Here is a 24,669-nt window from a genome sequence, read left to right as displayed (position 1 = left end):
TCATCGGGCCGGCAGGTCGAGCAGCCGGAAGCGGCCCGGTGGGATGGACCAGGTCCGGCCGTCCAGGTGGACGCGGACGGGTGCCGCGTCGGAGGCAGGGACGGTGATGCTGACATGGGTGGCGTCGACGTGGATGCGTACGCCCCAGTGGCCGCGGTAGCGGACCGTCAGGGCGAAGCGCGACAGCTGCGGCAGCGGCGCCGGATCGAGCCACAGGGCGTCCTCGCGGGCTTCCAGGCCGGTCAGGCCGCGCTGCACGAGGTCGAGGGTGCCGGCCATGGCGCCGAGGTGGATGCCTTCCCCGGTGGTGCCTCCCTGGAGGTCGGTGACGTCGCCCAGCAGGGCCTCCTGCGCATACGACCAGGCGTCGGCCCGGTGGGCCCGGGCCAGTACCCAGGCGTGCACCACTTTGCTGAGGGTGGATCCGTGGCTGGTGCGCCGCAGGTAGTAGTCGACGGTCGACCGCCAGGTGCCCTCGTCAAGCCCGTACCCCAGCCGTTCGAAGAGGCCGCGCAGTTCGGTGGGCGGGAAGAGGTAGCCCAGCATGAGCACGTCGGCCTGTTTGGACGCCTGGTAGCGGTTGACGGAGTCCCCCTCGGCCTCCAGGATCCGGTCCAGCCGGCGGATGTCCCCGTACCGTGAGCGATAGCCCGCCCAGTCCAGTTCGTCGAGCTCGTCGTACCCGGCGAACTGGCTGATCACACCGGCGTGGCGGGGGACGTACAGCTTGCGTGAGACGTCCTCCCAGCGGTCGGTCTCCTCCGCGCCCAGGCCCGTGCGCTCGCTCAGTTCCTCGCGACGCGGGGCGGGCAGCATGCGCCATAGGTGCACGGCCCGGGTGAGCACCCACGCGGCGGTGACGTTGGTGTACGCGTTGTCGTCGACGCCGGGCGTCGCGCAGCCGGGGTAGGCGTCGTGGTACTCGTCGGGCCCGACGACACCGCGGATGCGGTACCGGCCGGTGCCATCGCACTGCGGATCCCAGGTGGCGGAGGATGCCCAGAAGCGGGCGATCTGCAGCAGCATCTCGGCGCCCTTGGTGTACAGGAACTCCGTGTCGCCGGTGGCCTGCCCGTACCGCCAGATGTTGTAGGCAACGGCGGAGCCGACGTGGTGCTGGAGCCTGGTGTGATCGGGCAGCCAGCGTCCCGAGCGCGGGTTGAGGTGGAGCGTCTGGGTCTCCTCGCGTCCGTCGCTGCCGCTCTGCCAGGGGTACATCGCCCCGGCGTACCCAGCCTGTTCCGCCGCCCGGCACGCCTCCTCCAGGCGGCGGTGTCGGTACTCCAGCAGTGACCGGGACACCTCGGGGAAGTGCAGGTCGAGGTAGGGCAGGACGAACAGTTCGTCCCAGAAGACGTGGCCGCGGTAGGCCTCGCCGTGCAGTCCCCTGGCGGGCACGCCCACGTCGAGTTCGGCGGAGTGCGGGGAGAGGGTCTGCAGAACGTGGAAGGCGTGCAGCCGCAGGATCCGGCCGGCTTCGCCGGGGACGTCCAGGCCGGCGCGGCGCCACAGCCGCTCCCAGGCGGCGGAGTGCGAGTCGAGGAGGCCGGCGAAGTCCGGGGCCCGTTCGACCCGGTCGAGGGCGGCGTGCAACGGGTCGCTGATCGCCGGGTCCCGGGAGGTGTGCAGGGCGACCGTCTTCTCGACGACCGCCGGCCGGTCCGGCCGCACGGGGACGGTCAGCCGGTGGACCACGGTGCGCTCCCCCGTTTCCAGGGAGCGTGACGCCGCAGGGCCTGTCGTGGCACGGGTGCGGGCGGCGAGCGCGATGCGGATGTCGGAGGTGGTCGTACGGCACCGCAGCCAGACCGTGTCGGGTTCCGAGGTGCCGGTGTGCATCCGGGTGAGGTGACGGCCGTTCAGGTCCCGGTAGCGGGCGACACCCGCGTTGCACACGTCGCCGTCGAGCGCGGACTCCACCTCCAGGTCCGCGGCCCAGCCTCCCTCGGCGCGGAAGACGGTACGCAGGGCGGCGAGGTGCGGGTCGTGCATGTGCACCAGCCGGGTCTGCTCGACGGCGAGGATCCGCCCGCGCGGGTCACGCAGCCGGAACGTCCTGGCGAGGGTGGCGTGTCGGAGGTCGAGGTCCTGCCGGTGCTCCAGCAGCGAGCCGTCGTCGGGGGTGAACCACGCACCGCCGTCGCCGAGTCTGAACCTCAGGGGCAGCCAGTTGGGCAGGTTGACCATGTCCTCGTTCGCGACTTTCCGCCCGGCGACGGCGGAGTGGAGCCGGTTGTAGCAGCCGGCGGCGTAGGTGCCGGGATAGTGGTGGGGGCCGGCGACGGTCTCCGGGGCGGCGCCGCGGGTGGCGAAGTAGCCGTTGCCCAGGGTGCACAGTGCCTCGCGCAGGCGCTCCTCGGCGGGGTCGTAACCCTCGTACGACCAGGTCCACTCCCCCATCGTCACTCCTTCTAGGACCTGGTTGCCGGGCAAGTCCGCTGCACGGCGCTTCCGGCGCCGCGCTGTGGTGGTTCGACAGGCCTTTGCCAGCCAGTCTTCCGTGGATGCACCTGCCCCGCCCCAGGGGCCGGGGCAGGCTCGTGCGCCGAGTCAGCTGGGCTGAGGAACGACGGCCACCGGACACGGCGCGTGGTGGAGCATCGCGTGATTGACCGGGCCGAGCTGGAGACCGAACGGGTTGTTTCGGCGGCGGGCACCTACGACCAGCAGATCCGCGTCGTCCAGCGTGGCAAGCAGGACCTTTCGGGCGTGGCCCTCGCCTGCGTACCGTCGGTAGCGGACGCCGGGGCGGGCGGTCGCCGCAGCGCGCAGGGCCTGGTCGAGGTGTTCTTCGGCACGGCGCTGGTGTGCCTTGACGGCCTCGTCCTCGTAGACGGTCCATTCGGCTCCTTCGCCCGGCGGCATACGCCAGGCGTGGACGGCCCGCACTCCGCATCCGCGCAGCTCCGCCTCGCGGAAGGCGAACTCGATGGCCGCAGCGGAGTTCTCGTCCGGTCCTACACCGAGAACGATCCATCCCTGCTCGTCCTTGGTTCCCTGTTCTTCGCGGTCGCCCCTCACCACGACCACCGGGCACGGCGCACGGCCGGCCAGGGTCAGGCCGACCGATCCCAGCAGCAGGCCCGCCATGTCGCCGCGGCCGCGGTGGCCCACCACCAGTGCGGTGGCGTGGGTACCCTCACGCAGCAGCGCGTACTGAGTGTCCTCGGTGAGGACCTCGGCCGTCATCTCAAGGCCCGGCTGCCGCAAACGGGCCCGCTCCTCCGCGGAGCTCGCGATGTGCTGGGCGAGGATCTGCCCTTCAGGAGGTTCCCGGGTGAAGGAAGGTGCCCGTCCCTCGTACCGCTCCCACAGGGAGGCGTACACGATCCGCAGCGGCACTCCCCGCACGGCAGCCTCATCCGCGGCCCAGTCGACCGCCTTCAGGGCGGCGTCCGATCCGTCGGTACCCACGACCAGGGGAAGCGTCATGGCCTCCACCGCCTCTCACTGTTGCGGCTGCTGTATTGACGACACTGCCGAGTGCAGACCCGTGCGCACATGGCCCGATCGGCCCGACCAGAGGGACGCCCGGCCGTGGCGGTGGCCCCACCGGCCCATGCGGGTCAGGGTGGAATCGGCCGACAGTGGGACCGGACGAGGCGAAGCCCGCCGGCGGCGGGCATGGCCTGAGACAACCGTGCAGGAGGCGGGGACGATGTACCACCGCAACGTCGGCGATCTGATGACCAAGGCGGTCGTATCGGTACGGCCGGACACGCCGTTCAAGGAGGTCGCGAAACTGCTCGCCGAACACGACGTCACCGCCCTCCCCGTCGTGGACGAAGGGAACCGCCCGGTGGGCGTGGTGTCCGAGGCGGACCTGCTGCGCAAGGAAGCGGGGCAGCCGGACCCGACCGGCCTGCTGCAGGCCCGCCACCCGCGGCCGGACGACCGCGCCCGCATTACTGCCACCACCGCGGAGGGCCTGATGAGCAGCCCGCCGGTCATCGCGCGACCCGAGTGGTCCGTGGTCGAGGCGGCCAGGGTCATGGAGCGCCGAGGAGTCAAGCGGCTGCCCGTGGTCGACGAGACGGGCCGGCTGGTGGGGGTGGTCAGCCGCGCCGACCTGCTCCGGCTCTTCCTCCGCAGGGACGGCGCCATCCGTGAGGAGATCACCGGCGAGCTGCTGGTGAGGACACTCGGACTCGCCCCGGGCGCCGTCGCCGTCCAGGTGGCCGACGGGAAGGTCACCCTCGAGGGCGTGGTGGACCGCCGCAGCCTCGTGCCGGTCGTCACGGAGCTCTGCCGCGGCGTGGACGGCGTCGTCGACGTCGAGGCCCACCTGGGCTACAAGGCCGACGACACCGTCCGGCCGGCCCCCGCGCACCGGTGACCCCTGCCGCCGTGGTGAGAGCGGTTCGGTCATGTGCGACCGCGGAAGGCATGAGGACGGACTGCGGGAGCAGGCCGTGGGCGGTGCCCTCGTCGTGGAGGTATCCGGGAAGTCGACGTCGTCACGGTACCGTTGCTGGCCGCGCGGCTCGAAGCGCTGGCCGTGGGGCCGCATCCACATGTGGTCGTGGACCTGCGCAACGTCACCTTCATGGACTGCAGTGGGCTGAGTGTCCTGTGCCGGGCAAGGCTCCGGGTCACAGAACGTGACGGAAGGCTGTCGCTCATTACGGGCGAGGGGTGGATGCCGCGACTCCTGCGGCTGGCGAACCTGGCCCACGTCTTCGACCTTCACAACGATCTCGCCGGCGCTCTGCCCCTCTCCCGGGACCCCGAGTCATTGCGGGAACCGGACGAGGCACCGTCTTGACTCCCTTTCTGGCTTCGTCGATCGATTCGGGCAGCGCTTGATGAGTTTCGACGGCGCCCGGAGCCGACAGACGGTGGTCGCGGCGGCGATCCGGGCGTCGGTGTTCAATCGAACCGTGGCCATCGGTGACATTGATCTTGAACAGGGGTGGTCCCCGGCCGGTTGGCCGGGGCCTGCGTCGTGAGTGTGTCGGTGTCAGGCTTCGGCCGCCATGGTGTGACTCCTGGAGTGCGGGTCGGTGGTGCGGTTCAGCGCTCGGGCGATGGGTGAGGTGTATCCGGTCAGGGGCCTGGGCTGAGGACCAGCTCGATGCCGGTGCGGTGGGCGAGCCGCTCGACGAGGTCGGCGGGGAGGGCCTGACAGGGGTTACTGCGGGAGGGCACGACCAGGGTGGTGGTCCGGGCGGGTCCGGAGCGGCCGATGACGGGCGGCACGCCGCCGAGGATCGCGCGAGTCTCGGCCCGGATGCGGCGCCCGCGGGCCAAGTGCAGCAGGGCCTTGACGCTGAAGCCGGTGCTGCGGACACATGGCCCGCCGGTCACCGTGTGCCCGGTGCCGGCCACGTGGCCGGCGGCCCGGGCGGCGACAGTGGCGTCGGCGCGGGATCCGGTGAACAGGGCCAGGACATGGCCGCCGCACCGGAGGGAGGGGTAGTCGTGTATCGCGGGTGCCGCTGACGCGGTGATCGGTCGGCGGTGTGGGTCGTGGTCAGGGCGATTCCTTTTCGTGTGTGCCGCGGGGTGCGGGCTGATGGGGTGCGGGGGCCGTCTTGTCGCTGCCGTGGGCGGGACCGGCCCCGGTCCGGGTCGCGGCTGGCTGATCGTCGCCGTTCGCGGCGTGGTTACGGGTGGCGATCAGCGACCAGGCGATGGAGACGGTGATCGTGACGGTGATGACGCCGAGGGTGAGGGGGATGGGGAGCTTGCCGACAGGGGTCTCGGACAGGATGAGCTTGACGCCGGCGAAGGCCAGGAGGACCGCCAGGCCGTAGTGGAGGTAGGCGAAGCGGCGCAGCAGTCCGGCGAGGCAGAAGTAGAGGCTGCGCAGGCCGAGGACGGCGAAGGCGTTGGCGGTCCACACCAGGAAGGTGCTGGTGGTGATCGCCAGGACGGCAGCGACGGAGTCGACGGCGAAGATCAGGTCGGTGGCCTCGACAGCGACCAGGACCACGAAAAGCAGCGTGGCCACGCGCTTGCCGCTGACGCGGGTGAAGAACCTGTCGCCGTGGAACGTGGGGTCGGTGGGGATCAGCTTCCTGACCAGGCGGACGATCGGGTTGCGGTCGGGGTGGACTTCCTCGTCCTTGGAGACGGCCATCTTCCAGCCGGTCCAGATCAGGAACGCGCCGAAGAGGTAGGCGGTCCAGAAGAACACCTTGAGCAGTTCGGCGCCGACGAAGATGAACACCAGCCGGGCCGCGAGTGCGCCGAGGACGCCCCAGAACAGGACTTTGTGCTGGTAGGCGTCGGGGACGGCGAAGAAGGAGAAGACCAGCGCGAAGACGAATACGTTGTCGATCGACAGGGCCTTTTCGATCAGGTAGCCGGCGTAGTAGGTGGAGGACACCTCCCCGCCCTGCCACGCCCACAGGATGAGGCCGAATCCCAGGCCGATGGCGATCCAGATGCTGCTCCAGATCGCCGCCTCTTCGAAGCCGATGACGTGGTTGTCGCGGTGGGCGATCAGGTCGACGGCGAGCATCACGCAGATGCCGACGGTGACGGCGGCCCACGCCCACAGTGGGACGGCGAACGACAGGTCATTCATCGCGAAGCGTTTCCTCTCCAAGGGCCGGACGGCAGGTCACCCGCGGGCGGCGCGGACACGGCGAGGGCGATCGCAGAGGAACCCAGGCGGCTGGGGCGATGCCGTGGACGTAGGGGCCGCCGCGCAGGGCCGCGGCCTCGATCAAGGCGTGCGCGTCGAGCCCGTGGGGCGCGCGGCGGGCGGCCACCACGTCCGGGGCCCGGTGCCGGGTCGCCAGCGCCAGCAGCTCCTTCGCCGCCGCCAGCCGCGACCCGTTGCCTGGAGGCAGGTGGAACACCTCGGGGATGTAGCCGGTGGCGTGCCGGCCGACCTTGGGCATGACCCGGGCGAGGACCGCCTGCACCGACGCGGAGGCCGGACCGAGGGAGGAACGCCTGACGTGCGGGGGCATGACGTGCGGGGGCATGACGGCGATCAGCAGCAACGGCACGCGGCGGGCCAGCGCCATCCGCGCTGCGGCCGCGGCCACCGCCACATCGTCGATGCGGTCGGTCAGCACGGCCGCCACCGGCTGGACCAGTCCCGCCCGACCGGGGCGGGGAGCGCTGTCGCGTACGGGGTGGGAGCGCAGTCCGGTCATGGCACTTACCCGCCTTCCTTAACGGGAGGAATCCCCTCCAGCGTCACTCGCGAACCGGACATGCGTCAACAGTTACGCGAAAACCTTTTCGCCAATAAAGGTTCGCATGAGGGGATGAATATGCGAACCTGGCTTCGTATGATGGAGGTCATGAGCAGCTCATCGGCACGCGGCGACCAGTGGACGTTCCTGACCAATCACGCAAGGGTGCTGCTGTGGCTGGCCCGCGACCCGGAGGTCCGGCTGCGGGACGTCGCCGCCGGGATCGGGATCACCGAGCGGGCGGTGCAGATCATCGTCGCGGACCTGGAGGCGGCCGGGTATCTGACCCGGACCCGGGTCGGGCGCCGCAACCGCTACACCATCGACCCGACCGTCGCGCTGCGCCACCCGTCCGAGGCCGACCATCCCGTCGGTGACCTCCTTGGCGCCCTCCTGCACCGCGAGGAGACCCCGGACGGGCCCCCCGAGGCGGAGGCGGCGACGCGGTGACACGGGAGTCGCTGCCGCCTGGGGTACGCGAGGTCCTCGCGGGCGTCGCCGACACGGTGGGTGACGGGGGCGATGCCCGGATCGACGGGCTACTGGAGCAGCTGGTCCGTATCTGCAGCCCCGATGTCCTCTGTGAGCTGCGCAGGTAGCTTGCCGGGGGGCGGGATCGCCGTTGAGGGCGGCGACCGGCTCCCGGGCTCGGGCCTCGCCGTTCACGTCGTGCAGCACGAAGCATCCTCCCCGGAGCCGGTCGCTCCCGGCCCTGGGCGGGGTCGTTCCTGCGTGGCTGGGGCCCGGGCGGACCGTACCGTCGTGCGTATGCGCACCCGCGTCCCGACCTCGGCGGAGGAGATGCTGACGGCCGCGTACGCCGCCCTGCTGCCCCGGGTCTCGGAGCACGCCCGGACCATCGAGAAGTACCGCCGCGGTGGTCACGCCGGGTCGCCGGGTACAACTCGACCGTCGACATCCGCGGCATGACCAGCACCTTTCACAGGGAGCGCCTCGATGCTGCCCTCGCAAGAACCCCAGTGCCTCCCAGACTCATCGACAAATGACTTCACTATGCTCGACAAAATGAGGGCCCATCGGCCCTAGCCGTGCCCCTGCCGACCCCTGGGAGTGTCTCTGCGGCCGCCCGATCGTGGAGGTGAGCCAAGGAGAGGAAACAGCGATGACGGACACGGCGCTGCGCCACCCGCGACCGGCCCATGCACTGCTGGTGGACGGCAGGACCGTGGAGATCCGGGCCGCCGGGCCCGACGACCACGACCGGGTGCAGGACCTGTACGCGCACATGTCGGCGGACAACCTGCGGCTGCGGTTCTTCTGCGTGGGCCGGCGCTCGGGGCAGCTCGCCGCCGACCGTCTCCGTGAACCGGCCCGGCCGGGCCGGCTGACCCTGCTCGCGATTCTCGGCGATCGGCTGGCCGGTGTCGCCGAGTACGCCACCGGTCAGGACCCCGCGGCGGCCGACGTAGCGCTGGCCGTCAGCGACGACGTCCACCACACGGGCATCGGGACTCTGCTGCTGGAACACCTGGTGCACGCAGCCCGCGCCGAGGGCATCAAGGTGTTCGACGCTGATGCTCTCGCAGAAAACCACACGATGCTCAAGGTCTTCGCTGATCTGGGGCTGCGGACCGCCCGCCACTTCGACGGCCCGGACGTGCACTGCACGATCCGACTCGACCCCGACGAGCGGTACCTGGCAGCGTGCGACGAACGGGGCCGCGGCGCCGACACGGCTAGCATGCGGCCGCTCCTGCGCCCGCGCTCGGTGGTGGTCATCGGGGCCGGCACCAAACCGTCTTCGATCGGTCGGGCAATCCTGCGCAACCTGCGCCGGGGCGGCTTCGCCGGCCCCCTGTACGCGGTCAACCCGCACGCCGGCGCCATTGAGAACGTCCCCGCGTACCCGACCCTGGCCGAGCTGCCGCAGGTGCCCGAGTTGGCGGTTCTCGCCGTCCCGGCCGCCGCGGTACCCGAGGTGGCACGGCAGTGCGGTGCCGCAGGGGTGCGCGCACTGGTCGTCGTCACCTCGGGACTGGACTCGGGCCAGGCCGTGGCGCTGCTGGGCGCCTGCCGCCGTCACGGCATGCGTCTGGTGGGGCCGAACTGCCTGGGCATCGCCAACACCGCAGACGACGTACGGCTGGATGCCACCTTCGCCGCGCATCGGCCGCTGCCCGGCACGGCCGGGGTCGCCGTGCAGTCGGGCGGGGTGGGCATCGCGCTGCTCGGCGGGCTGACGCGGCTCGGCATCGGCGTATCGGAATTCGTCTCGCTCGGCGACAAGTACGACGTCAGCGGCAACGACCTGCTGCAGTGGTGGGAGGGCGACGGCCAGACCGACATGGCGCTGCTGCACCTGGAGTCCTTCGGCAACCCGCGGGCCTTCTCCCGCACCGCCCGCCGGGTGGCACGCGTCATGCCCGTCCTGACCGTCGACGCGGGCCGCTCCGCGGCCGGACGGCGTGCCGCGGCCTCGCACACGGCCGCCGCCGCGACACCGACGATGACCCGGCAGGCGCTGTTCGACCAGGCAGGCATCATCGCGACACGCACGATCGGCGAACTCCTGGAGACCGCCGCGCTCCTGCACTCCCAGCCTCTGCCGGCCGGCACCCGCGTCTCCGTGGTGTCCAACGCGGGCGGCGCCGGGGTGCTGGCGGCTGACGCCTGCCAGGAGGCGGGCCTGACGGTGCCGGTACTGCCGCACTCTCTGACCCGTGAACTGCTCGATCTGCTGCCCGCAGGGGCGAGCGCGGTCAATCCCGTGGACACGACCGCCGCGGTGAGTGAAAGCGCGCTGCGTGCCTGTGTGGACCGGCTCGCCGGCCACGCCGCTGTGGACGCCGTCCTGCTGGTCCTCGTCCCCACCGCCTTGGCGGCGGCGACCGGCGACGACCCGGTGCGGGCCCTCACCCACGCCGAGCCCGCCCAACGCTCGGGTACGGTGGCCGCGGTCCTGCTCGACCAGCCCGAGGGCGTACGCCTGCTGCACACCGCCGGCGGTGGGGTGGTGCCCGCCTACAGCGATCCGCGGGCCGCGGCGCAGGCACTGGCCCACGCGGCAAGGCGCGCCCGCCGACTGGCCCGGCCGCAGGGCACCGTCCCCGTCCTGAAGGGCACCGACCCGGCCGCCGCGCGGGCCCTGGTGGAGGCGTTCCTCGCCGAACACCCCGACGGGGGCTGGCTCGACCCGCGCGCCTGCGGGGAGCTGCTCGATTGTTACGGGATCTTCCGCGTGCCGCAGGCCTGGGCGGAGCACGAGCAGGCGGCCGTGGACGCCGCGGCGCGGCTCGCCGGGCCCGGCGGACGGGTGGTACTGAAGGCCCACTGGCCGGGGCTGGTCCACAAGAGCGAGCACGGGGCGGTCCTGCTCGATCTCCAGGGCGAGGAGCAGGTCCGCGCCGGATACCGCGAGCTGACCGGACTCTTCGCCGAGGTGCTGACGGGCATGCTGGTGCAGCCGATGGCGGCCCGGGGCACCGAGTTGTTCGCGGGCGTCGTGCAGGACGAGGTGTTCGGGCCGCTGGTCCTGTTCGGCCTCGGTGGCACCGCCACCGAGGTCCTGGCCGACCACTCCGCGCGCCTGGCTCCGCTCACCGACCTCGACGTCCACGACCTGATCACCGCGCCGCGGTGCGCACCGCTGCTGTTCGGTCACCGCGGCGGCGCGGCGGTCGATTTGGAAGGGCTCGAGCAACTGCTGCTGCGGCTGTCGGCGATGGCGTCCGACCTGCCGCAGCTCGCCGAGGCCGACCTCAATCCCGTGGTCGCACGTCCGGACGGCGTGGAGGTCCTCGACATCCGCGTCCGCGTCCTCCCACGACACGCCCACGACCCGTACCTGCGCCGGCTGCGGTAACGCGGCCTCGGCGAGGAGGAGACGACGATGAAGCACCGCCAGACCGGGCATGTGATGACGGCGGACGTCGTCAGCGTCCGTGAGGGAGTCCCGTTCAAGGACGTCGTGGCATTGTTCGCACGGCACCGGATCAGCGGTCTGCCCGTGGTCGACGACGACGACAAGGTCCTCGGGGTGGTCTCCGAGACCGACCTGATGCTGCGCCAGGCATCCCGGCAGGACGGCACGAGGCGGCGTCTGCCGACGCTGTCCCCCACCGGCCGCCGGAACGCCGCCCGCGCCCGTGCTCGGACAGCGGCGCAGCTGATGTCCAGCCCGGCTGTCACCGTCAGCGCGGGCGAATCCATCGCCGTCGCCGCCCGCACCATGGCGGAACACCGCGTCAACCGGTTGCCGGTGGTCGACGACGAGGACCGTCTCGTCGGTATCGTCACCCGCGGCGACCTGCTGCAGGTGTTCCTCCGCCCGGACCCCGACATCCGCGCCGAGATCATCGACGATGTCGTCGTCCGCACGCTGTGGCTGGCCCCGCACGCGATGGGGGTGAGCGTCCACCACGGGGTGGTCACCCTTGAGGGCCGCCTGGAGCGTCGCAGTGAGATCTCGGTCGCCGAGGGGCTGGCCCGCCGGATCGACGGCGTGGTCGCCGTGGTGAACCGGCTCACCTACCGGCGCGACGACACGCACCAGCGGCCCGTCGAGCCCGCCGCCGGCGACCGGCTGCACACCTTGTGAGGAGGACGCCATGTTCGTCTACGACCACATGAACGGCTGGGGCTGGGCTCTGATGTCCCTCGGCTGGCTGGTGCTGCTGGTCCTCGTCGGCCTGGCTGTGGCGGTGCTGCTACGGCGCACCGCCGACGGCGGTCCCGGCCGGGCTGCCGACCGGCGTGACCCGAGTCCGCGGGAGCTGCTGGCGGAGCGGTACGCCCGCGGTGAGATCGACGATGAGGAGTACCGGCGCAGGCTGCAGGTGCTGGAACAGGCCACCGGGCACTGGCAGGGATCGCAGTGACCGAACAAGACCGGCGGGCGCGTTCTCGTGATGGGTCACGACGTGCCGCGTCCGGTCTGCCTCCCGCGAGGTGACGCGGGTGAAGATGACCCCCGTCGCCCCCCAGCAGTTGCCGGTTGCCGCAAGCACACGCGGCGGCGCCCCTTCGGATGTGCCCGGTCTGCCTTCGGAACAGGTGTTCACAGCGCTGGGTGGTTCGGCGCGAGGTCTCACCTCCGCACAAGCCTCCTCAGACCTGGCGCACTACGGCCCCAACGAGTTGCCGGCCTCGGCCGGGCGAGGCCTGTGGCGGCGGCTGCTGTCCCAGTTCACCGATCTGTTCGCGGTCGTGCTGCTGATCGCCTCCGGTATCACGTTCCTGGCCTACGGCCTGCAGGAGCCCCGGGACGAAGGGACGCTCCAGCTCGCGTTCGCGATCGCCGCGGTAGTTCTGCTCAACGCGGTGATCGGATTCACCCAGGAGTACTCGGCGGAGCGCACCGCCGAGTCCCTTCAGGCGATGGTGCCGCGCACCTGCACCGTGCTGCGCGACGGGGAGCGGGCCGTGCTGCCGGTACGGGAACTGGTACCCGGTGATCTGCTGGTCCTCGAGGCCGGCGACGCGGTGCCCGCCGACTGCCGGCTGGTCGAGGCACGAGCGGTCGCACTGAACAACGCCGCGCTCACCGGGGAGAGCGAACCCGCACGGCGGACGGCGGACGCGGTGGCGCCCGGCCCTCTGCTTCAAGCCCGCAACTGCCTGTTCATGGGCACGGACGTGGTGGCCGGGGCCGGAAAGGCCGTCGTCTTCGCGACCGGTTCGGCGACCGAGTTCGGCCGGATCTTCAAGATGACCGCACGGGCGCCGCGGCAGCGGACCCCGTTGCAGGTGCAGGTCGCGGTGATGGCACGCCGGGTCGCTTCGGCCGCCCTGGTGATCGGCGCGCTGCTGTTCGCGATCCGGATCCCGTCGGGGCAGCCGGTGGTGGCGTCGTTCGTCTTCGCGCTCGGGGTCATGGTCGCCCTGGTTCCCGAGGGACTCCCGGCGACGCTGTCGGTGTCGCTGGCCATCGGTGTGCGGCGGATGGCCCGGCGTCACGCGCTGGTCAAAAAGCTGCTGGCGGTGGAGGCACTCGGGTCGACGACGGTGATCTGCACCGACAAGACCGGCACGCTCACCCAGGCGGAGATGACCGTGACCCGGCTGTGGGCGCGGGGGGCCTGGCATGAGGTGTCCGGCGTCGGATACGAACCTGCCGGGGCAGTGGCCGATCCCGGCCCCGTACGCGAGCTGCTGCGGGTGGCGGCTTTGTGCTGCGACGCTCGGCTGCTGCCGCCGGTTGAACGGGGAGGCTGGCGTGTCCTGGGCGACACCACGGAAGGCGCTCTGCTGGTGGCGGCCGCCAAGGCCGGGGTCGACATCGCAGGAGAAGAGGAGGGGGCGCCGCGCGTCATGGAGTTCCCTTTCGACTCCGACCGCAAGCTGATGACCACCGTTCACGCCCTCGCGGACGGCGGCAGCACGGTCTGTGTGAAGGGGGCGCCGCAGGAACTGCTGGCGCGCTGTACCCACGTCGACGGCGAGGGCGGCCCCGAGCCGCTGACCACTGCGATCCGGAGCACGGTGATCGAGGCCAATGACTCGATGGCAGCTCAGGGCCTGCGTGTCCTGGGGGTCGCGCGGCGTGCGCTGCCGCCCGGGCAGGTGGCCGGATCACAGGAGGAAACCGAGTCGCACCTGGTGTTCCTGGGCCTCGCGGGCATGCAGGACCCGCCACGGCCGGAGGTCACCGACGCCGTCGCGTCCTGCCGTCGGGCGGGGATCCGCATCGTGATGGTCACCGGAGACCACCCGCTCACCGCCGAGGCCGTGGCGCGCCGGGTGGGGATCGTCCGCGAGCCGGCGCCCACGGTGGTGACGGGCACGGACCTGGACTCCATGGACACGGCGGCGCTGCGCGACCTGCTGGGGCGTCCCGCCGAGCTGCTGCTGTGCCGGGTCAGCCCCGAGCACAAGATGCGAGCCGTGGCGGCACTGCAGGAGCTCGGCCAGGTGGTGGCGGTGACCGGTGACGGCGCCAACGACGCCCCGGCTCTCAAGCACGCCGACATCGGGGTGGCCATGGGGGCCGGGGGCACCGACGTGGCACGTGAGGCCGCGGAGATGGTGCTGCTGGACGACTCCTTCGCGTCGATCGCCGCGGCGGTCCGGCTCGGCCGCTCGGTCTACCGCAACATCCGCAAGTTCTTGATCTACCTGTTCAGCCACAACATCGCCGAGCTGGTCCCGATCCTGGTCGCGACGTTCGTGGGCTTCCCGCTCGTTCCGATCACCGCCGTACAGATCCTGGCGATCGACCTGGGATCGGACGTGCTGCCCGCACTCGCTCTCGGCGCCGAACCCCCCGAGCCGGACGTGATGGATCGCCCGCCGCGTCCTCGGCGCGAACCGCTGTTCTCCGCGGCCGTGGTGCGACGGTTCCTGTTCCTCGGCAGCATCCAGGCACTGGGAGTGTGCGCCGTCTTCTTCTGGCACATCGGCTCCGCCGGCATCCCGTACGCGGACTTCACAGCCGACAACCCCGTCTACCGGGAGGCGATCACCATGGTCCAGGCGGGCATCGTGGTCAGCCAGTTCTTCAACGCCCAGGCGGTACGCACCGACCGCGAGAGCGTCTTCCGTATCGGCCTGTGGTCCAATCCCGCGCTGATCGCCGCAGGACTGCTCGGCGTCGCCATCATGGCGGCAATCTCTTATGTGCCGTTCCTGCAGGCCGTCTTCCACACAGCGGCGCTGGACGCCGCCGACTGGGCCGTGCTCGTGGCGTTCGGGGCGCTGCTGCTGGCCGCCGAGGAACTGCGCAAGTGGTGGCTGCGGCGGTTGAGGCCGCCGGCGGCGGCTCCGCTCGCGAAAGGAGCACGACGATGAGGGTGATCATCGTGGGCTGCGGCCGCGTCGGCTCCGCACTGGCCCTCCGGCTCACCGCAGAAGGCCACGACACCTGGGTCATCGACCGCCGTGCACAGGCAGGGCAAGCCCTGCCCGACGGGTTCACCGGGCACTTCATCGAGGGCAACGGCTACAACCGTGCGGTGCTGGACGCCGCCGGAATCACGCACGCCGACGCCCTGGTGGCCGTCACCGACCGGGACAACGGCAACATCGTCACCGCCCGCGTGGCGAGACAGACCTACCGTGTGCCGGTCGTCCTGGCCCGGATCGACGACCCGCGCAGGGCGGAGACATACCGTGGCCTGGGCATCCGCACCATCAGCAGCGTCAGCTGGACCGTCCACCGGCTGCACCAGTTGCTGTTGCACCGGCACCTCGCGCCGGAACGGGGATTCGGGAACGGCGAAACGCTGCTGATCCGCTCCGGCCTTCCCGACTACCTCACCGGCCGGCCCCTGTCGGCGTTCGAGGTCGACGGCGAGATCCGCGTCGCGGAGGTCACTCGCGGCGGGCACTCACTCGTTCCCTCACACCACACTCTGGCCGAGCGCGGGGATGTGGTCACCTTCACCGTCGCCGCCAGCGCCCTCGGCCGTCTGCGCGGTTTCCTCGACAAGGAGCTCGGGACGTGAAAGCCATCGTCGCCGGCGCCGGACGGCTCGGCGCCCAAGTAGCCCAGGTGCTCGCTGCCGCCCGGTACGACGTCACCGTCGTCGAACGCGACGAGGCACGCGCCGCCGAACTCGGCCGGCGGCTCGCTGTACGGATGCTGACCGGTGACGCGAGCGACCCGGACCTGCTCGAGCACGCGGGCGCGCTCAACGCCGACCTTGTCATCGCCACCACCGGGGAGGACGAGGACAACCTCGTCGTCAGCCTCCTGGCCAAGCGGCACTTCGGCGTCCCGCGGGTGGCGGCCCGTGTCAACGACGAGGACAACGCCTGGCTGTTCGACGGCAAGTGGGGGGTGGACGCCGCAGTCCCCGCCGCCACACCGCTGATCTCGCTGATCGAGGAGGCGACGGGAGCCACCGACACGGTGGCTTTGCTGCGGCTGAGCAAGGCCGGGGTCAACGTCATCGAAACCACGATCAGCGCCGCGTCCCGCGTCGCCGGCCGTTCCCTGGCCGAGGTCCCCCTACCGGATGGCACGGTGATCGCCACTGTGGTCCGCGAGGGCCGGCCGAACGTGCCGACGCCGCAGATGGTGTTGCGGCCCGGCGACGAACTCCTCGTGGTCTCTCACACAGCTACCGAACAGGAGATCCAAGCGGCCGTTCAGTGAGCTGCCGAGACCCCGCTGGACCGGTCAGGCGGCGGAAAACCGGGCGATTCACGCGACGGCAAGTCCGTCGGATTGGACAGACCATGGCTTTCGTCCGAGGCTCCATGAGACGGCTTCCACCCCCCGTCCTTGAGGGGGCGGCTCGCCGGTCCTCGCCCTCTGGTCGTGGCCTGCGCGGCCCTCGGCGTGACTCGCAGCGGCGGAGGCAGCGGAGGGGGAAGGAAGGTCAGCCCGGTCGACCCTGGAGCGTCACCCGGAACGCGGTGTGTCCCGGGTGGCTGGTGAGTTCGACGGTGCCGTGGTGGGCGGTGACGATCGCGTGGACGATGGCGAGTCCGAGGCCGGTGCTGCCGGTGCTGCGTGAACGGGCCTGGTCGGCACGGACGAAGCGGGTGAAGACCTCGGGCTGGAGTTCCACGGGGATCCCGGGGCCGTTGTCGCTGACGGTGAGGCGGGCGCCGTCGGCGTCCGGGGTGAGGGCGACCGTCACTTCCGTGCCGGCGGGAGTGTGGGTGCGGGCGTTGGCGAGGAGGTTGCCGAGGGCCTGCTGGAGGCGGTGGCCGTCTCCGGGCACGAGGACGGGTTCTTCGGGAAGGTCCAGGAACCAGCGGTGGCCGGGTCCCGCGGCGCGGGCGTCGTCGACGGCGTCCAGGACGAGCCGGGTCAGGTCGACCTCTTCGTGCTCGAGCGGGCGTCCCGCGTCTAGACGGGCCAGCAGCAGGAGGTCGTCGACGAGGTGCGTCATACGCTGCGACTCGGACTGGATGCGTTCGAGGGCGTGGCGGATCTCGGCGGGGACGGGGCCCCCGTGGCGAAGGGCGAGTTCGGCGTGGCCGCGGATGTTCGCGACGGGGGTGCGCAGTTCGTGGCTGGCGTCGGCGGCGAAGTGCCGGAGGCGTTCCTCGCCGGCCTGGCGCCGGACCAGGGCGTCCTCCACGTGCCCGAGCATGTGGTTGAGCGCGGCGGCGACCTGGCCGACCTCGGTGTGCGGGTCGGTGTCCGGCAGGGGCCGCGGCATGGCGACCTCGCCACTGGCCAAGGGGAGGCGTGCGACAGCGGACGCGTGCTCGGTGACCCGGTGCAGGGGGCGCAGGCTGACCCGGACCGAGAGGGTCCCGGCGATGCCCGTGGCGAGGAGTGCCGCGCCGAAGACCACGGCTTCCACGGCTTCGAGGCGGTGCAGCGTCGCTTCGACGGGGTGCAGGGGAAGTCCGGTGAGCAGGATGTCGCCGTCGTCGCCGCGTACCGCCGTGACGCGGTAGGCGCCGAGCGAGGCGATGCGGATGCTGTGTCCCCTTTCGTCGGCCGGGACGCGGGCCAGGGCGTGGCGGTCGTCGGCGGAGAGCGCCAGGGGCCGGTCGGCCGCGTCGTCGACCACGGCGGCATGGGTGACGTCGCCGCCCAGCAGGCGGGCGCCGAAGGTCGCGTCGGCCTGCCCCCGGGTGTCGGGGCGGTTGTCCGCGTCGGGGGTCCTCTCGTGCTCCAGGCTGGCCGCGAAGCGCCCGCCGGTCGCCGTGAGCTGCTCGTCCAGTCGTCCCAGCAGGAACCCCTTAAGCGCGAGAACGGTGCTGACACCGACGGCCACGCACGCCACGGCCAGCAGGACGAGGAGCCCGGCGGTGAGCTGGCCCCGCAGGGTGCGGGGAGGAAGCCGTCTCATGGTGCCTCGGGCTTGAGGACGTATCCGACGCCGCGGACCGTGTGGATCATCGGGGGGCGTCCCGCGTCGATCTTCTTGCGCAGATAGCTGATGTAGAGCTCGACGACATGAGCCTGGCCGCCGAAGTCGTACGCCCAGACCCGGTCGAGGATCTGGCTCTTGGACAGCACCCGGCGGGGATTGCGCATGAGAAAGCGCAGCAGTTCGAATTCGGTGCGGGACAGTTCGATCAGGGTGCCGGCCCGGCGGACCTCCCGGGCCTCCTCGTCCATCGTCAGGTCGCCGACGGCCAGCCGGTTCGCATCCGTCCCGGCGGTCATCCCGGCCCTGCGGAGCAGCCCGCGCAAGCGGGCGATGACCTCCTCCAGGCTGTAGGGCTTGGTCACGTAGTCGTCGCCGCCCGCCGTGATGCCGGCGACGCGGTCCTCGACCGCGTCGCGAGCCGTCAGGAACAGCACGCACACGCGGTCGGCCTCTCGCCGCAGCTCGCGCAGGACGTGCAGGCCGTCGGCGTCGGGAAGCATCCAGTCCAGGACGACCGCGTCGGGCCGGAAGTCCCGGGCGGTCGCGAGCGCCGAAGCACCGTCGGCGGCCGTCCGCACCTGGCAACCCTCTCCCGTCAGGGCAGCGGACAGGACGTCGGTCACATCGGGCTCGTCGTCGACCACCAGGACGCGTACCGGCTTCCCGTCGGGCCGGTACATGCCGGGAGGTGATGTGCGGCTCTCTTCCATGGTGACTACAGCATCCCTCGCGCACATGGCCCGGCGTCTCCCGGGAACCTCTGCGTTTCCTCTGAGTTCCCGGCGGGGTGCCCGGATCAGAGGGAACACAGAGGTTCGGCGGCCAAGCTGGGGCGCTCGACGACGATCACGCTCCGAGGAGCCCCATGGCCGCCACCTCCACCACCGCCCACGCCAGTCGCGGACTGCGCCACCGGCGGCCGCGCCGCAGTCCCGTCCCGGTGCTCACGCCGCTCGTGATCTGGACGGGCGCCGCGGGGGTGCTGGCGTTGTGGTGGTCCGACACCACCTCCGTCGTGGGACCGGCGGGGTGGCTGACCGGTGCGGGCCGCATCACCGGCCTCCTGGCCGGGTACGCCTGCGCGGTCCTGCTCGCCCTGATGGCCCGCGTCCCCCTCGTCGACCACAGCGTGGGAACCGACCGGCTCGCCCGCTGGCACGCCTGGGGCGGACGCTGCACCGTTTCGCTGACGCTCACCCACACGCTGCTGATCATCTGGGGCTACTCCGCCGCCTCCCACACCTCCTTCACGGGACAGACCACGACACTCGTCCTCGACTATCCGGATCTCCTCAAGGGCACCGCCGGGTTCCTGTTGCTCGTCGCGACGGGCGCTCTCTCCGCTCGTGCCGCCCGCCGGAAAATGAGCTACGAGACCTGGCACTACCTGCACCTCGCCACCTACCTGGCGATCTTCCTGGCCTTCGGGCACCAGTTGTCCAACGGAGCGGACTTCGTCGGCAACCGGGCCGCCCAGGCCGTCTGGTACGCCCTCTACGCCGGCGCCGCCGCCCTGGTCGCCTGGTACCGCTTCGCCGTCCCGATCCGGCGCGGGCTGCGGCACCAGCTGAAGGTCGTCGCGGTCCACCCCGAGGCACCCGGGGTCGTGTCGGTCCACCTCGGCGGTGAGCACCTGGACGAGCTGGGCGGCGCGCCGGGACAGTTCCTGCGCTGGCGTTTCCTCACCCGCGGGCTGTGGTGGACCGCCAACCCCTACTCCCTGTCCGCCCCGGCCCACCCCCGGCGCCTGCGCATCACCGTGAAGTCCGCGGGCGGCCACAGCGCCGCCCTGGCCCGGCTGACCCCGGGCACCCGCGTGTGGGCGGAAGGCCCCTACGGCGCGTTCACCGCGGACCGTCGCAGCGCGTCGAAAGTCCTGCTCCTGGCGGGAGGTGTCGGCATCACTCCGCTGCGGGCCCTGTTCGAGACCCTCCCCGGCCCGATGACCCTGGTCTACCGGGCACGCCGTCCGGAAGACCTCGCCCTGCGCGGCGAACTCGACGCGATAGCGCACAGGCGCGGCGCCACGGTCCACTACGTGGTGGACGACCCCGCTCGCTACCACTCCCCCCTGACCGCGCAGGCGCTGTCCACCCTCGTCCCCGGGCTGGCCGGTCACGACGTCTACCTCTGCGGCCCGCCGCCCATGACGGAAGCCGCCGTGCGGGCCTTGCGCGAGGCGGGAGTGCCCGCCCGCCGCATCCACCACGAGTCGTTCGCGTTCTGAGGAGAACCACCGCATGCGTCGCGCCGTGCTCACCACCACCGGGACCAGTGCCCTGATCGTCGGGATGCTTTTCCTCAAACCCCACCAGCCCTCCGTCGTGGCGGGCGGTCCGGCCTCCTCGGCGGCCTCCCCCACGCCCCAGCGTTCGGAGCCGGCGTCCGCAGGCGGCCACGGCGCCGCCAACGGCACCTTCACCGGTGCGCCCGTCGACACTCCCTACGGGACCGTGCAGGTGGCGGCCACGCTCGCCGACGGGAAGATCACCGCCGTCCGGGTCCTCCAGGCGCCGGATGAGAACGGCAGGGACCGGCAGATCGCCTCCTACGCCCTGCCCCGCCTGACGCGTGAGGCCCTCGGCGCCCAGAGCGCCCGCATCGACGCCGTGTCCGGGGCGAGCTACACCAGCCAGGGGTACGTCCAGTCCCTGCAGAGCGCACTGGACCAGGCCCGTGCGTGACCCCGCCCTCGGCCTGCACCACGTCGAACACGTCATGGGCACCGTCTTCTCCTTCGACGTCCGGGACCGGGCCACGTCCGCGATCCGCGATGCCCTGGACCGTGCCGTCCGCCATCTGCATTCCGTGGACGCGATCTTCTCCACGTACCGGCCCGACAGCGCCGTCAGCAGGCTCGCCCGCGGCGAGATCGGCCTCGCCGACTGCCCGCCCGAGGTGCACGAGGTGCTGGCGCTGTGCGCCCGGGCGGCCGACGACAGCGACGGCTGGTTCAGCATCACAGCCGGCGGCGCCCTCGACCCCTCGGGGCTCGTCAAAGGCTGGGCCACCGAGAACGCCTCCCGGATGCTCCACGAGGCCGGCGCGCACCACACCTGCGTCAACGGAGGCGGCGACATCCGCGTCCGGGGCCAGGCGGCCCCCGGCACACCATGGCGCATCGGCATCGCCGACCCGCTTCACCCGGGAGCGCCGGCCGCCGTCGTGACCGCGAGCGGCGACCTGGCCATCGCCACCTCGGGCACCGCGGAGCGCGGCCCCCACATCCTCGACCCGCACGACGGGGCCCCCGCCACCGACCTGGCGTCCATCACCGTCATCGGCCCGGACCTGACGACGACCGACGCCTACGCCACCGCGGCCTTCGCACATGGCAACGGATCTCACGCCTGGCTGGAGCTACTGGACGGATACGAGGCGCTCGCCATCCTGCCCGACGGCCGTACGTGGCGAACGTCGGGATTCAGCGCCCACGTCGCCTGAGCGGTGACCCCGCGGACCCACGCGCGCCCGACGGCATCCGCGACGTCGACGACGCGGGAAAGAGCCATGCCTGCAGGCGCATCGCCAGGTAGCCGAGGGCCGACAGACCGCACGCGATGCCGAGGTCTCCGGCCGAGAGCGGCTCCGTGCCCAGCAGCGCGCGCAGCGGCGGCAGGCAGACGCCTGCGATCTGCAGGGCGAGCGCTGTCGCGACGGCGACCAGCAGGAAGGGGTTGGCCCAGCTGCCGTGGCGGGCCCGGGATGCGAGGGCGATTCCGAGCTGGGTGGCGCCGAGAACGAGGAAGATCATGCTCTGCCACGGACGCCCGGTGTCGTGGGCCCACATGCCCGTGAGCAGCGTGAGGGCGGTGACGAAGCAGCCCATCAGCAGGATCCGCGGCCACAGCCCGGCACCGAGCACGCTCTCGCCGGGCGGGCGGGGCGGGCGGCGCATGACCGCGGGGTCGACCGGCTCGGCGCCCAGTGCGACCCCGGGAAGGCCGTGGGTGAGCAGGTTGATCCACAGGATCTGGGCCGGGAGCAGCGGCAGTGGCATGCCCAGGAAAGGGCCGAGGAGCATGACGAGGATCTCGGCCGTGCCCCCGCACAGGGCGTAGAGCAGGAAGCGGCGGACGTTGGCGTAGACCCGGCGGCCTTCCTCGACGGCGGAGACCACCGTGCCGAGGTCGTCGTCGGCCAGGACGAGGTCGGCTGCCTGCCGTGCCACCTCTGTGCCGCGGCGTCCCATGGCGACGCCGATGTCGGCCTGGTGCAGGGCTGGGCCGTCGTTGACGCCGTCGCCGGTCATGGCGACCACATGTCCGGTCTGCCGCCATGCCTGGACGATGTCGAGTTTCTGCTCGGGGGTGGTGCGGGCGTAGACCCGGGCGTCAGTAAGTTTCCTCACGGTGTCGTGCCTGATGTCGTCCCCAGTGGTCACGGCGCCGCCGTCGGCGCCGTCGAGCATGCCGAGGCGGGCTGCGACGGCGCCTGCAGTCAGCGGATGGTCTCCGGTGATCATGACGGGGACGATCCCGGCGGTGCGGCAGGCGGTGACGGTGTCTGCCGCCGTGAGGCGGGGCGGGTCGAGGATGGCGATGAGGCCGAGCAGCGACAGCCGTCCGTTCTCCCAGTCGGCGGGGGTGTGGGACGAAAGGCGCGGGCTGCGGTCGGCGACCGCGACGGCGAGCACACGGTAGCCCTCGCGTGCCAGCTCCTCGGCTCGGTTGACAGCCGCGGTGAGCACCGGAGGGCCGTCGTCCAGGACCTCGGCTCGCAGCATGACCTCCGGTGCGCCCTTGGACACCACATGGCTCGCGCCGTTCGGTCGACGGTGGACAGTGGTCATCCGTTTGCGGCCGCTGTCGAACGGCACCTCGTCCACGCGTGGCAGTTCCCGTGCGAGTGCCGCCCGGTCCAGGCCCAACCGTGCGCCGGCGACGAGGAGGGCGGCCTCGGTGGGATCGCCCAGGGCATGCCAGACCGTGTCGCCGTCCGTGCCGGACGGCGGCTGCAGCCCGGCGTCGTTGCACAGCAGGGCCGCGCTCAGCAGGCCGGCCAGGTCGGGTGCGTCATCCAGGGTGACGGTGTCGCCGTCCCGCACCACCTGGCCGGACGGATCGTAGCCGCTGCCGCGTGCCTCGGCCTCACCGACTGGTGTCCAGAACCGTTCAGCGACCATGCGGCCCTCCGTGAGGGTGCCGGTCTTGTCCGTGGCGATGACGGTGACGGAACCCAATGTCTCCACCGCCGGCAGGTGGCGGACGATGGCGTTGCGGGCGGCCATCCGCCGGGCGCCAAGGGCGAGGCCGAGGGTGACGACGGCGGGCAGGGACTCGGGCACGGCCGCGACGGCCAGGCTGATCGCGGCGACGACCATCAGCTCCACTGGCTGTCCTCGCAGTAGCCCGATGGTGAGGACTACGGCGCACAGCACGACGGTGACAGCGGCGAGGACCCGTCCGAACCCGGCGAGCCTGCGCTGTAGTGGGGTCGGCCCGGGTGCCGTACCCATCAGTGAGGCGATGCGGCCGGTGGCGCTCGCGGCTCCTGTGGCGGTGACGACGACCGCGCCCCGGCCGCGGACGACGACGGTGCCCGACGCCGCCGTGCCACCGGTGTCCTTGTCCACCGGAACGGACTCGCCGGTGAGTGACGACTCGTCCACCAGGAGTGCCGCCGCCTCGAACACCTCACCGTCCGCGGGCACGATATCCCCTTCGCCAAGGAGCACTACGTCCCCGGGCACGACGTCCACCGCCCGGATACGGCGCTCCTCACCGTCGCGGACGACGCGGGCCGCGGGTGCGCTGAGAGCCGTCAGCGCCGTGACGGCGCGTTCTGCGCGGACTTCCTGGGCCACGCCGACAGCGGTGTTGACGGTGATGACGAGCAGGATGACGCTGGCGTCCGGGAGGTCTCCTGTGGCGAGGGTGAGTACGGCAGCAACGAGCAGGACCAGGATCAGCGGATCCCGCAACTGCTGTGTCACTCGACGCCACAGAGGAGTCGGCGGCGGCGGGGCCACCTCGTTGGCGCCGTACCGGACGAGCCGCTGCTCCGCCTCCCCCTGCGAAAGCCCCTCAAGGGCCACCGTCGTGCCGTGGTTCGTTCCCAGTCCCACGGGATCACCTCGTCTGGGGGACGGCTGCAGGTCGCGCTACGTGCCAGGTGGACAGACCCCATCCCGGCGGCCCGTCCCCCTGGTGGTGGCTCCGCGCCCGGCGACTGGGGCCGCAGCACCATCGCCTTCAGGCTCTCCTTGCCCGACCGTCCAGGTGCAGGGGCCGCTGGTCCCCTCCCGGGTCCGAGTGGCCCTGGCGAACGGCATGCCACCAGCGCTGAACAGTGCGTCAGCGCGTGGTCGGCAGTGGGGGCACCCTGTAAGGAGGGGCGCCCCCGCGATGTCGACATGCCGGGCCCGCTCCTCGCCTGGCGACGACGTCATCCTGCTCCTGGCCTGCAACCGGATACTCAACGAGCAGCAGGTCGCCATCTGGCCGTTCCTGACCAGCCCGAGGCTGTTGCCACGGCCCGGGCCCATGCGGTGCAGCAGCTCACCGACTGGAACGTGGCCGGCGATCCTCTCGCGACGGAGATCGTCGTCAGTGAACTGGTGACCAATGCCATCCGCCATAGCTCGCCCCCCTGCAGCTGCGCCTGTTCAGGAACGGGACGCTCACTTGCGAGGTCTCGGACACCAGTCCGGCCGGCCCGCTCCTTCGGCATGCCCGCACCGTCGACGAAGGCCGCCGCGGCTTCTTCATCATGGCCCGACTCGCCCAGCACTGGGGCACCCGGCACACCGTGCAGGGGAAGACCACCTGGACAGA

The 24,669-nt window shown here is 71.7% G+C and carries 22 protein-coding genes; 14 read left to right on the top strand and 8 right to left on the bottom strand.

The features are described 5' to 3' along the window. Both OIE69_RS42075 and OIE69_RS42070 read right to left on the bottom strand, forming a co-directional pair. The gene (locus tag OIE69_RS42075; protein ID WP_326580763.1) at positions 1-2,400 is read right to left on the bottom strand and encodes a glycoside hydrolase family 65 protein; all 2,400 of its coding nucleotides are present in this window, start codon (positions 2,398-2,400) and stop codon (positions 1-3) included. Between the two features lie 150 nt (positions 2,401-2,550). Continuing rightward, complete coding sequence (locus tag OIE69_RS42070) at positions 2,551-3,432, bottom strand: universal stress protein (RefSeq protein ID WP_326580761.1); 882 nt, start codon at positions 3,430-3,432, stop codon at positions 2,551-2,553. A gap of 226 nt (positions 3,433-3,658) precedes the next feature. On the opposite strand from OIE69_RS42070, the gene OIE69_RS42065 reads away from it, so the two are divergent. Together OIE69_RS42065 and OIE69_RS42060 are read left to right on the top strand one after the other, a co-directional pair. After that, entirely contained in the window at positions 3,659-4,336 is a 678-nt protein-coding gene (locus OIE69_RS42065) for a CBS domain-containing protein (protein WP_326580760.1), read from the top strand. 162 nt (positions 4,337-4,498) lie between these two features. Continuing rightward, positions 4,499-4,765 (top strand): STAS domain-containing protein, encoded by a 267-nt coding sequence (locus tag OIE69_RS42060; RefSeq protein ID WP_326581568.1) that lies wholly within the window; start codon positions 4,499-4,501, stop codon positions 4,763-4,765. 281 nt (positions 4,766-5,046) lie between these two features. Here the strand turns inward: OIE69_RS42060 and OIE69_RS42055 are convergent, their stop codons facing one another. The 3 genes from OIE69_RS42055 to OIE69_RS42045 form a co-directional block, all read right to left on the bottom strand. Continuing rightward, the gene (locus tag OIE69_RS42055) at positions 5,047-5,307 is read right to left on the bottom strand and encodes a hypothetical protein (RefSeq protein WP_326580758.1); all 261 of its coding nucleotides are present in this window, start codon (positions 5,305-5,307) and stop codon (positions 5,047-5,049) included. Positions 5,308-5,473: 166 nt separating this feature from the next. Beyond that, entirely contained in the window at positions 5,474-6,532 is a 1,059-nt protein-coding gene (locus OIE69_RS42050) for a TerC family protein (RefSeq protein WP_326580756.1), read from the bottom strand. Continuing rightward, positions 6,525-7,112 (bottom strand): universal stress protein, encoded by a 588-nt coding sequence (locus OIE69_RS42045; protein ID WP_326580754.1) that lies wholly within the window; start codon positions 7,110-7,112, stop codon positions 6,525-6,527. The genes OIE69_RS42050 and OIE69_RS42045 overlap by 8 nt, the downstream gene beginning before the upstream one ends. A gap of 150 nt (positions 7,113-7,262) precedes the next feature. Between OIE69_RS42045 and OIE69_RS42040 the strand changes: the two genes are divergently transcribed. From OIE69_RS42040 to OIE69_RS42000, 9 genes are all read left to right on the top strand, one after another. Beyond that, the gene (locus OIE69_RS42040; protein WP_326580752.1) at positions 7,263-7,604 is read left to right on the top strand and encodes a helix-turn-helix transcriptional regulator; all 342 of its coding nucleotides are present in this window, start codon (positions 7,263-7,265) and stop codon (positions 7,602-7,604) included. After that, on the top strand, positions 7,601-7,753 hold the full coding sequence (locus OIE69_RS42035; protein ID WP_326580750.1) for a hypothetical protein: 153 nt from the start codon (positions 7,601-7,603) through the stop codon (positions 7,751-7,753). Before OIE69_RS42040 ends, OIE69_RS42035 begins: the two co-directional genes overlap by 4 nt. Before the next feature lie 169 nt (positions 7,754-7,922). After that, the gene (locus tag OIE69_RS42030; RefSeq protein ID WP_326580748.1) at positions 7,923-8,084 is read left to right on the top strand and encodes a hypothetical protein; all 162 of its coding nucleotides are present in this window, start codon (positions 7,923-7,925) and stop codon (positions 8,082-8,084) included. A gap of 193 nt (positions 8,085-8,277) precedes the next feature. Then, positions 8,278-10,977 (top strand): bifunctional acetate--CoA ligase family protein/GNAT family N-acetyltransferase, encoded by a 2,700-nt coding sequence (locus OIE69_RS42025; RefSeq protein WP_326580746.1) that lies wholly within the window; start codon positions 8,278-8,280, stop codon positions 10,975-10,977. Positions 10,978-11,004: 27 nt separating this feature from the next. After that, entirely contained in the window at positions 11,005-11,712 is a 708-nt protein-coding gene (locus OIE69_RS42020; RefSeq protein WP_326580744.1) for a CBS domain-containing protein, read from the top strand. 10 nt (positions 11,713-11,722) lie between these two features. Further along, positions 11,723-11,992 (top strand): SHOCT domain-containing protein, encoded by a 270-nt coding sequence (locus OIE69_RS42015; RefSeq protein WP_326580742.1) that lies wholly within the window; start codon positions 11,723-11,725, stop codon positions 11,990-11,992. 85 nt (positions 11,993-12,077) lie between these two features. Beyond that, entirely contained in the window at positions 12,078-14,900 is a 2,823-nt protein-coding gene (locus OIE69_RS42010) for a cation-translocating P-type ATPase (RefSeq protein ID WP_392567707.1), read from the top strand. After that, positions 14,897-15,556: a potassium channel family protein gene (locus tag OIE69_RS42005; RefSeq protein ID WP_326580738.1), complete on the top strand. Its 660-nt coding sequence runs from the start codon at positions 14,897-14,899 to the stop codon at positions 15,554-15,556. Before OIE69_RS42010 ends, OIE69_RS42005 begins: the two co-directional genes overlap by 4 nt. Continuing rightward, positions 15,553-16,209, top strand: coding sequence for a potassium channel family protein (locus tag OIE69_RS42000; RefSeq protein ID WP_326580736.1), 657 nt, complete (start codon positions 15,553-15,555; stop codon positions 16,207-16,209). Before OIE69_RS42005 ends, OIE69_RS42000 begins: the two co-directional genes overlap by 4 nt. A gap of 226 nt (positions 16,210-16,435) precedes the next feature. Here the strand turns inward: OIE69_RS42000 and OIE69_RS41995 are convergent, their stop codons facing one another. Together OIE69_RS41995 and OIE69_RS41990 are read right to left on the bottom strand one after the other, a co-directional pair. Next, the gene (locus OIE69_RS41995; protein WP_326580734.1) at positions 16,436-17,869 is read right to left on the bottom strand and encodes a sensor histidine kinase; all 1,434 of its coding nucleotides are present in this window, start codon (positions 17,867-17,869) and stop codon (positions 16,436-16,438) included. Beyond that, positions 17,866-18,603: a response regulator transcription factor gene (locus OIE69_RS41990; RefSeq protein ID WP_326580732.1), complete on the bottom strand. Its 738-nt coding sequence runs from the start codon at positions 18,601-18,603 to the stop codon at positions 17,866-17,868. The genes OIE69_RS41995 and OIE69_RS41990 overlap by 4 nt, the downstream gene beginning before the upstream one ends. Before the next feature lie 155 nt (positions 18,604-18,758). Here OIE69_RS41990 and OIE69_RS41985 point away from each other — a divergent pair, with 155 nt between their 5' ends. Genes OIE69_RS41985 through OIE69_RS41975 form a run of 3 tightly spaced genes read left to right on the top strand, consistent with a single transcriptional unit; the run spans position 18,759 to position 21,337 of the window. Continuing rightward, entirely contained in the window at positions 18,759-20,120 is a 1,362-nt protein-coding gene (locus tag OIE69_RS41985; RefSeq protein WP_326580730.1) for a ferredoxin reductase family protein, read from the top strand. A gap of 13 nt (positions 20,121-20,133) precedes the next feature. Next, positions 20,134-20,577, top strand: coding sequence for an FMN-binding protein (locus OIE69_RS41980; protein ID WP_326580728.1), 444 nt, complete (start codon positions 20,134-20,136; stop codon positions 20,575-20,577). Positions 20,578-20,611: 34 nt separating this feature from the next. Next, on the top strand, positions 20,612-21,337 hold the full coding sequence (locus OIE69_RS41975; RefSeq protein WP_326581567.1) for an FAD:protein FMN transferase: 726 nt from the start codon (positions 20,612-20,614) through the stop codon (positions 21,335-21,337). Here OIE69_RS41975 and OIE69_RS41970 read toward each other — a convergent pair. Continuing rightward, complete coding sequence (locus OIE69_RS41970; protein ID WP_326580726.1) at positions 21,318-23,960, bottom strand: cation-translocating P-type ATPase; 2,643 nt, start codon at positions 23,958-23,960, stop codon at positions 21,318-21,320. The two genes, OIE69_RS41975 and OIE69_RS41970, sit on opposite strands and share 20 nt — an antisense overlap. Positions 23,961-24,669 lie beyond the last annotated feature (709 nt).

It is taken from the genome of Actinacidiphila glaucinigra (assembly GCF_035918135.1).
In the GTDB taxonomy this organism is placed as follows: Bacteria; Actinomycetota; Actinomycetes; order Streptomycetales; family Streptomycetaceae; genus Actinacidiphila; species Actinacidiphila glaucinigra.
Note: the sequence above shows the minus strand (reverse complement) of the source record. Positions and strands in the feature narration are given on the sequence as shown.

Coding starts and splice junctions, on each gene's coding strand:
- OIE69_RS42075 (WP_326580763.1), bottom strand. CDS start 2,400: ATGGGGGAGTGGACCTGGTCGTACGAGGGTTACGACCCCGCCGAGGAG.
- OIE69_RS42070 (WP_326580761.1), bottom strand. CDS start 3,432: ATGACGCTTCCCCTGGTCGTGGGTACCGACGGATCGGACGCCGCCCTG.
- OIE69_RS42065 (WP_326580760.1), top strand. CDS start 3,659: ATGTACCACCGCAACGTCGGCGATCTGATGACCAAGGCGGTCGTATCG.
- OIE69_RS42050 (WP_326580756.1), bottom strand. CDS start 6,532: ATGAATGACCTGTCGTTCGCCGTCCCACTGTGGGCGTGGGCCGCCGTC.
- OIE69_RS42045 (WP_326580754.1), bottom strand. CDS start 7,112: ATGACCGGACTGCGCTCCCACCCCGTACGCGACAGCGCTCCCCGCCCC.
- OIE69_RS42040 (WP_326580752.1), top strand. CDS start 7,263: ATGAGCAGCTCATCGGCACGCGGCGACCAGTGGACGTTCCTGACCAAT.
- OIE69_RS42030 (WP_326580748.1), top strand. CDS start 7,923: ATGCGCACCCGCGTCCCGACCTCGGCGGAGGAGATGCTGACGGCCGCG.
- OIE69_RS42025 (WP_326580746.1), top strand. CDS start 8,278: ATGACGGACACGGCGCTGCGCCACCCGCGACCGGCCCATGCACTGCTG.
- OIE69_RS42020 (WP_326580744.1), top strand. CDS start 11,005: ATGAAGCACCGCCAGACCGGGCATGTGATGACGGCGGACGTCGTCAGC.
- OIE69_RS42015 (WP_326580742.1), top strand. CDS start 11,723: ATGTTCGTCTACGACCACATGAACGGCTGGGGCTGGGCTCTGATGTCC.
- OIE69_RS42010 (WP_392567707.1), top strand. CDS start 12,078: ATGACCCCCGTCGCCCCCCAGCAGTTGCCGGTTGCCGCAAGCACACGC.
- OIE69_RS42005 (WP_326580738.1), top strand. CDS start 14,897: ATGAGGGTGATCATCGTGGGCTGCGGCCGCGTCGGCTCCGCACTGGCC.
- OIE69_RS41995 (WP_326580734.1), bottom strand. CDS start 17,869: ATGAGACGGCTTCCTCCCCGCACCCTGCGGGGCCAGCTCACCGCCGGG.
- OIE69_RS41990 (WP_326580732.1), bottom strand. CDS start 18,603: ATGGAAGAGAGCCGCACATCACCTCCCGGCATGTACCGGCCCGACGGG.
- OIE69_RS41985 (WP_326580730.1), top strand. CDS start 18,759: ATGGCCGCCACCTCCACCACCGCCCACGCCAGTCGCGGACTGCGCCAC.
- OIE69_RS41980 (WP_326580728.1), top strand. CDS start 20,134: ATGCGTCGCGCCGTGCTCACCACCACCGGGACCAGTGCCCTGATCGTC.
- OIE69_RS41975 (WP_326581567.1), top strand. CDS start 20,612: ATGGGCACCGTCTTCTCCTTCGACGTCCGGGACCGGGCCACGTCCGCG.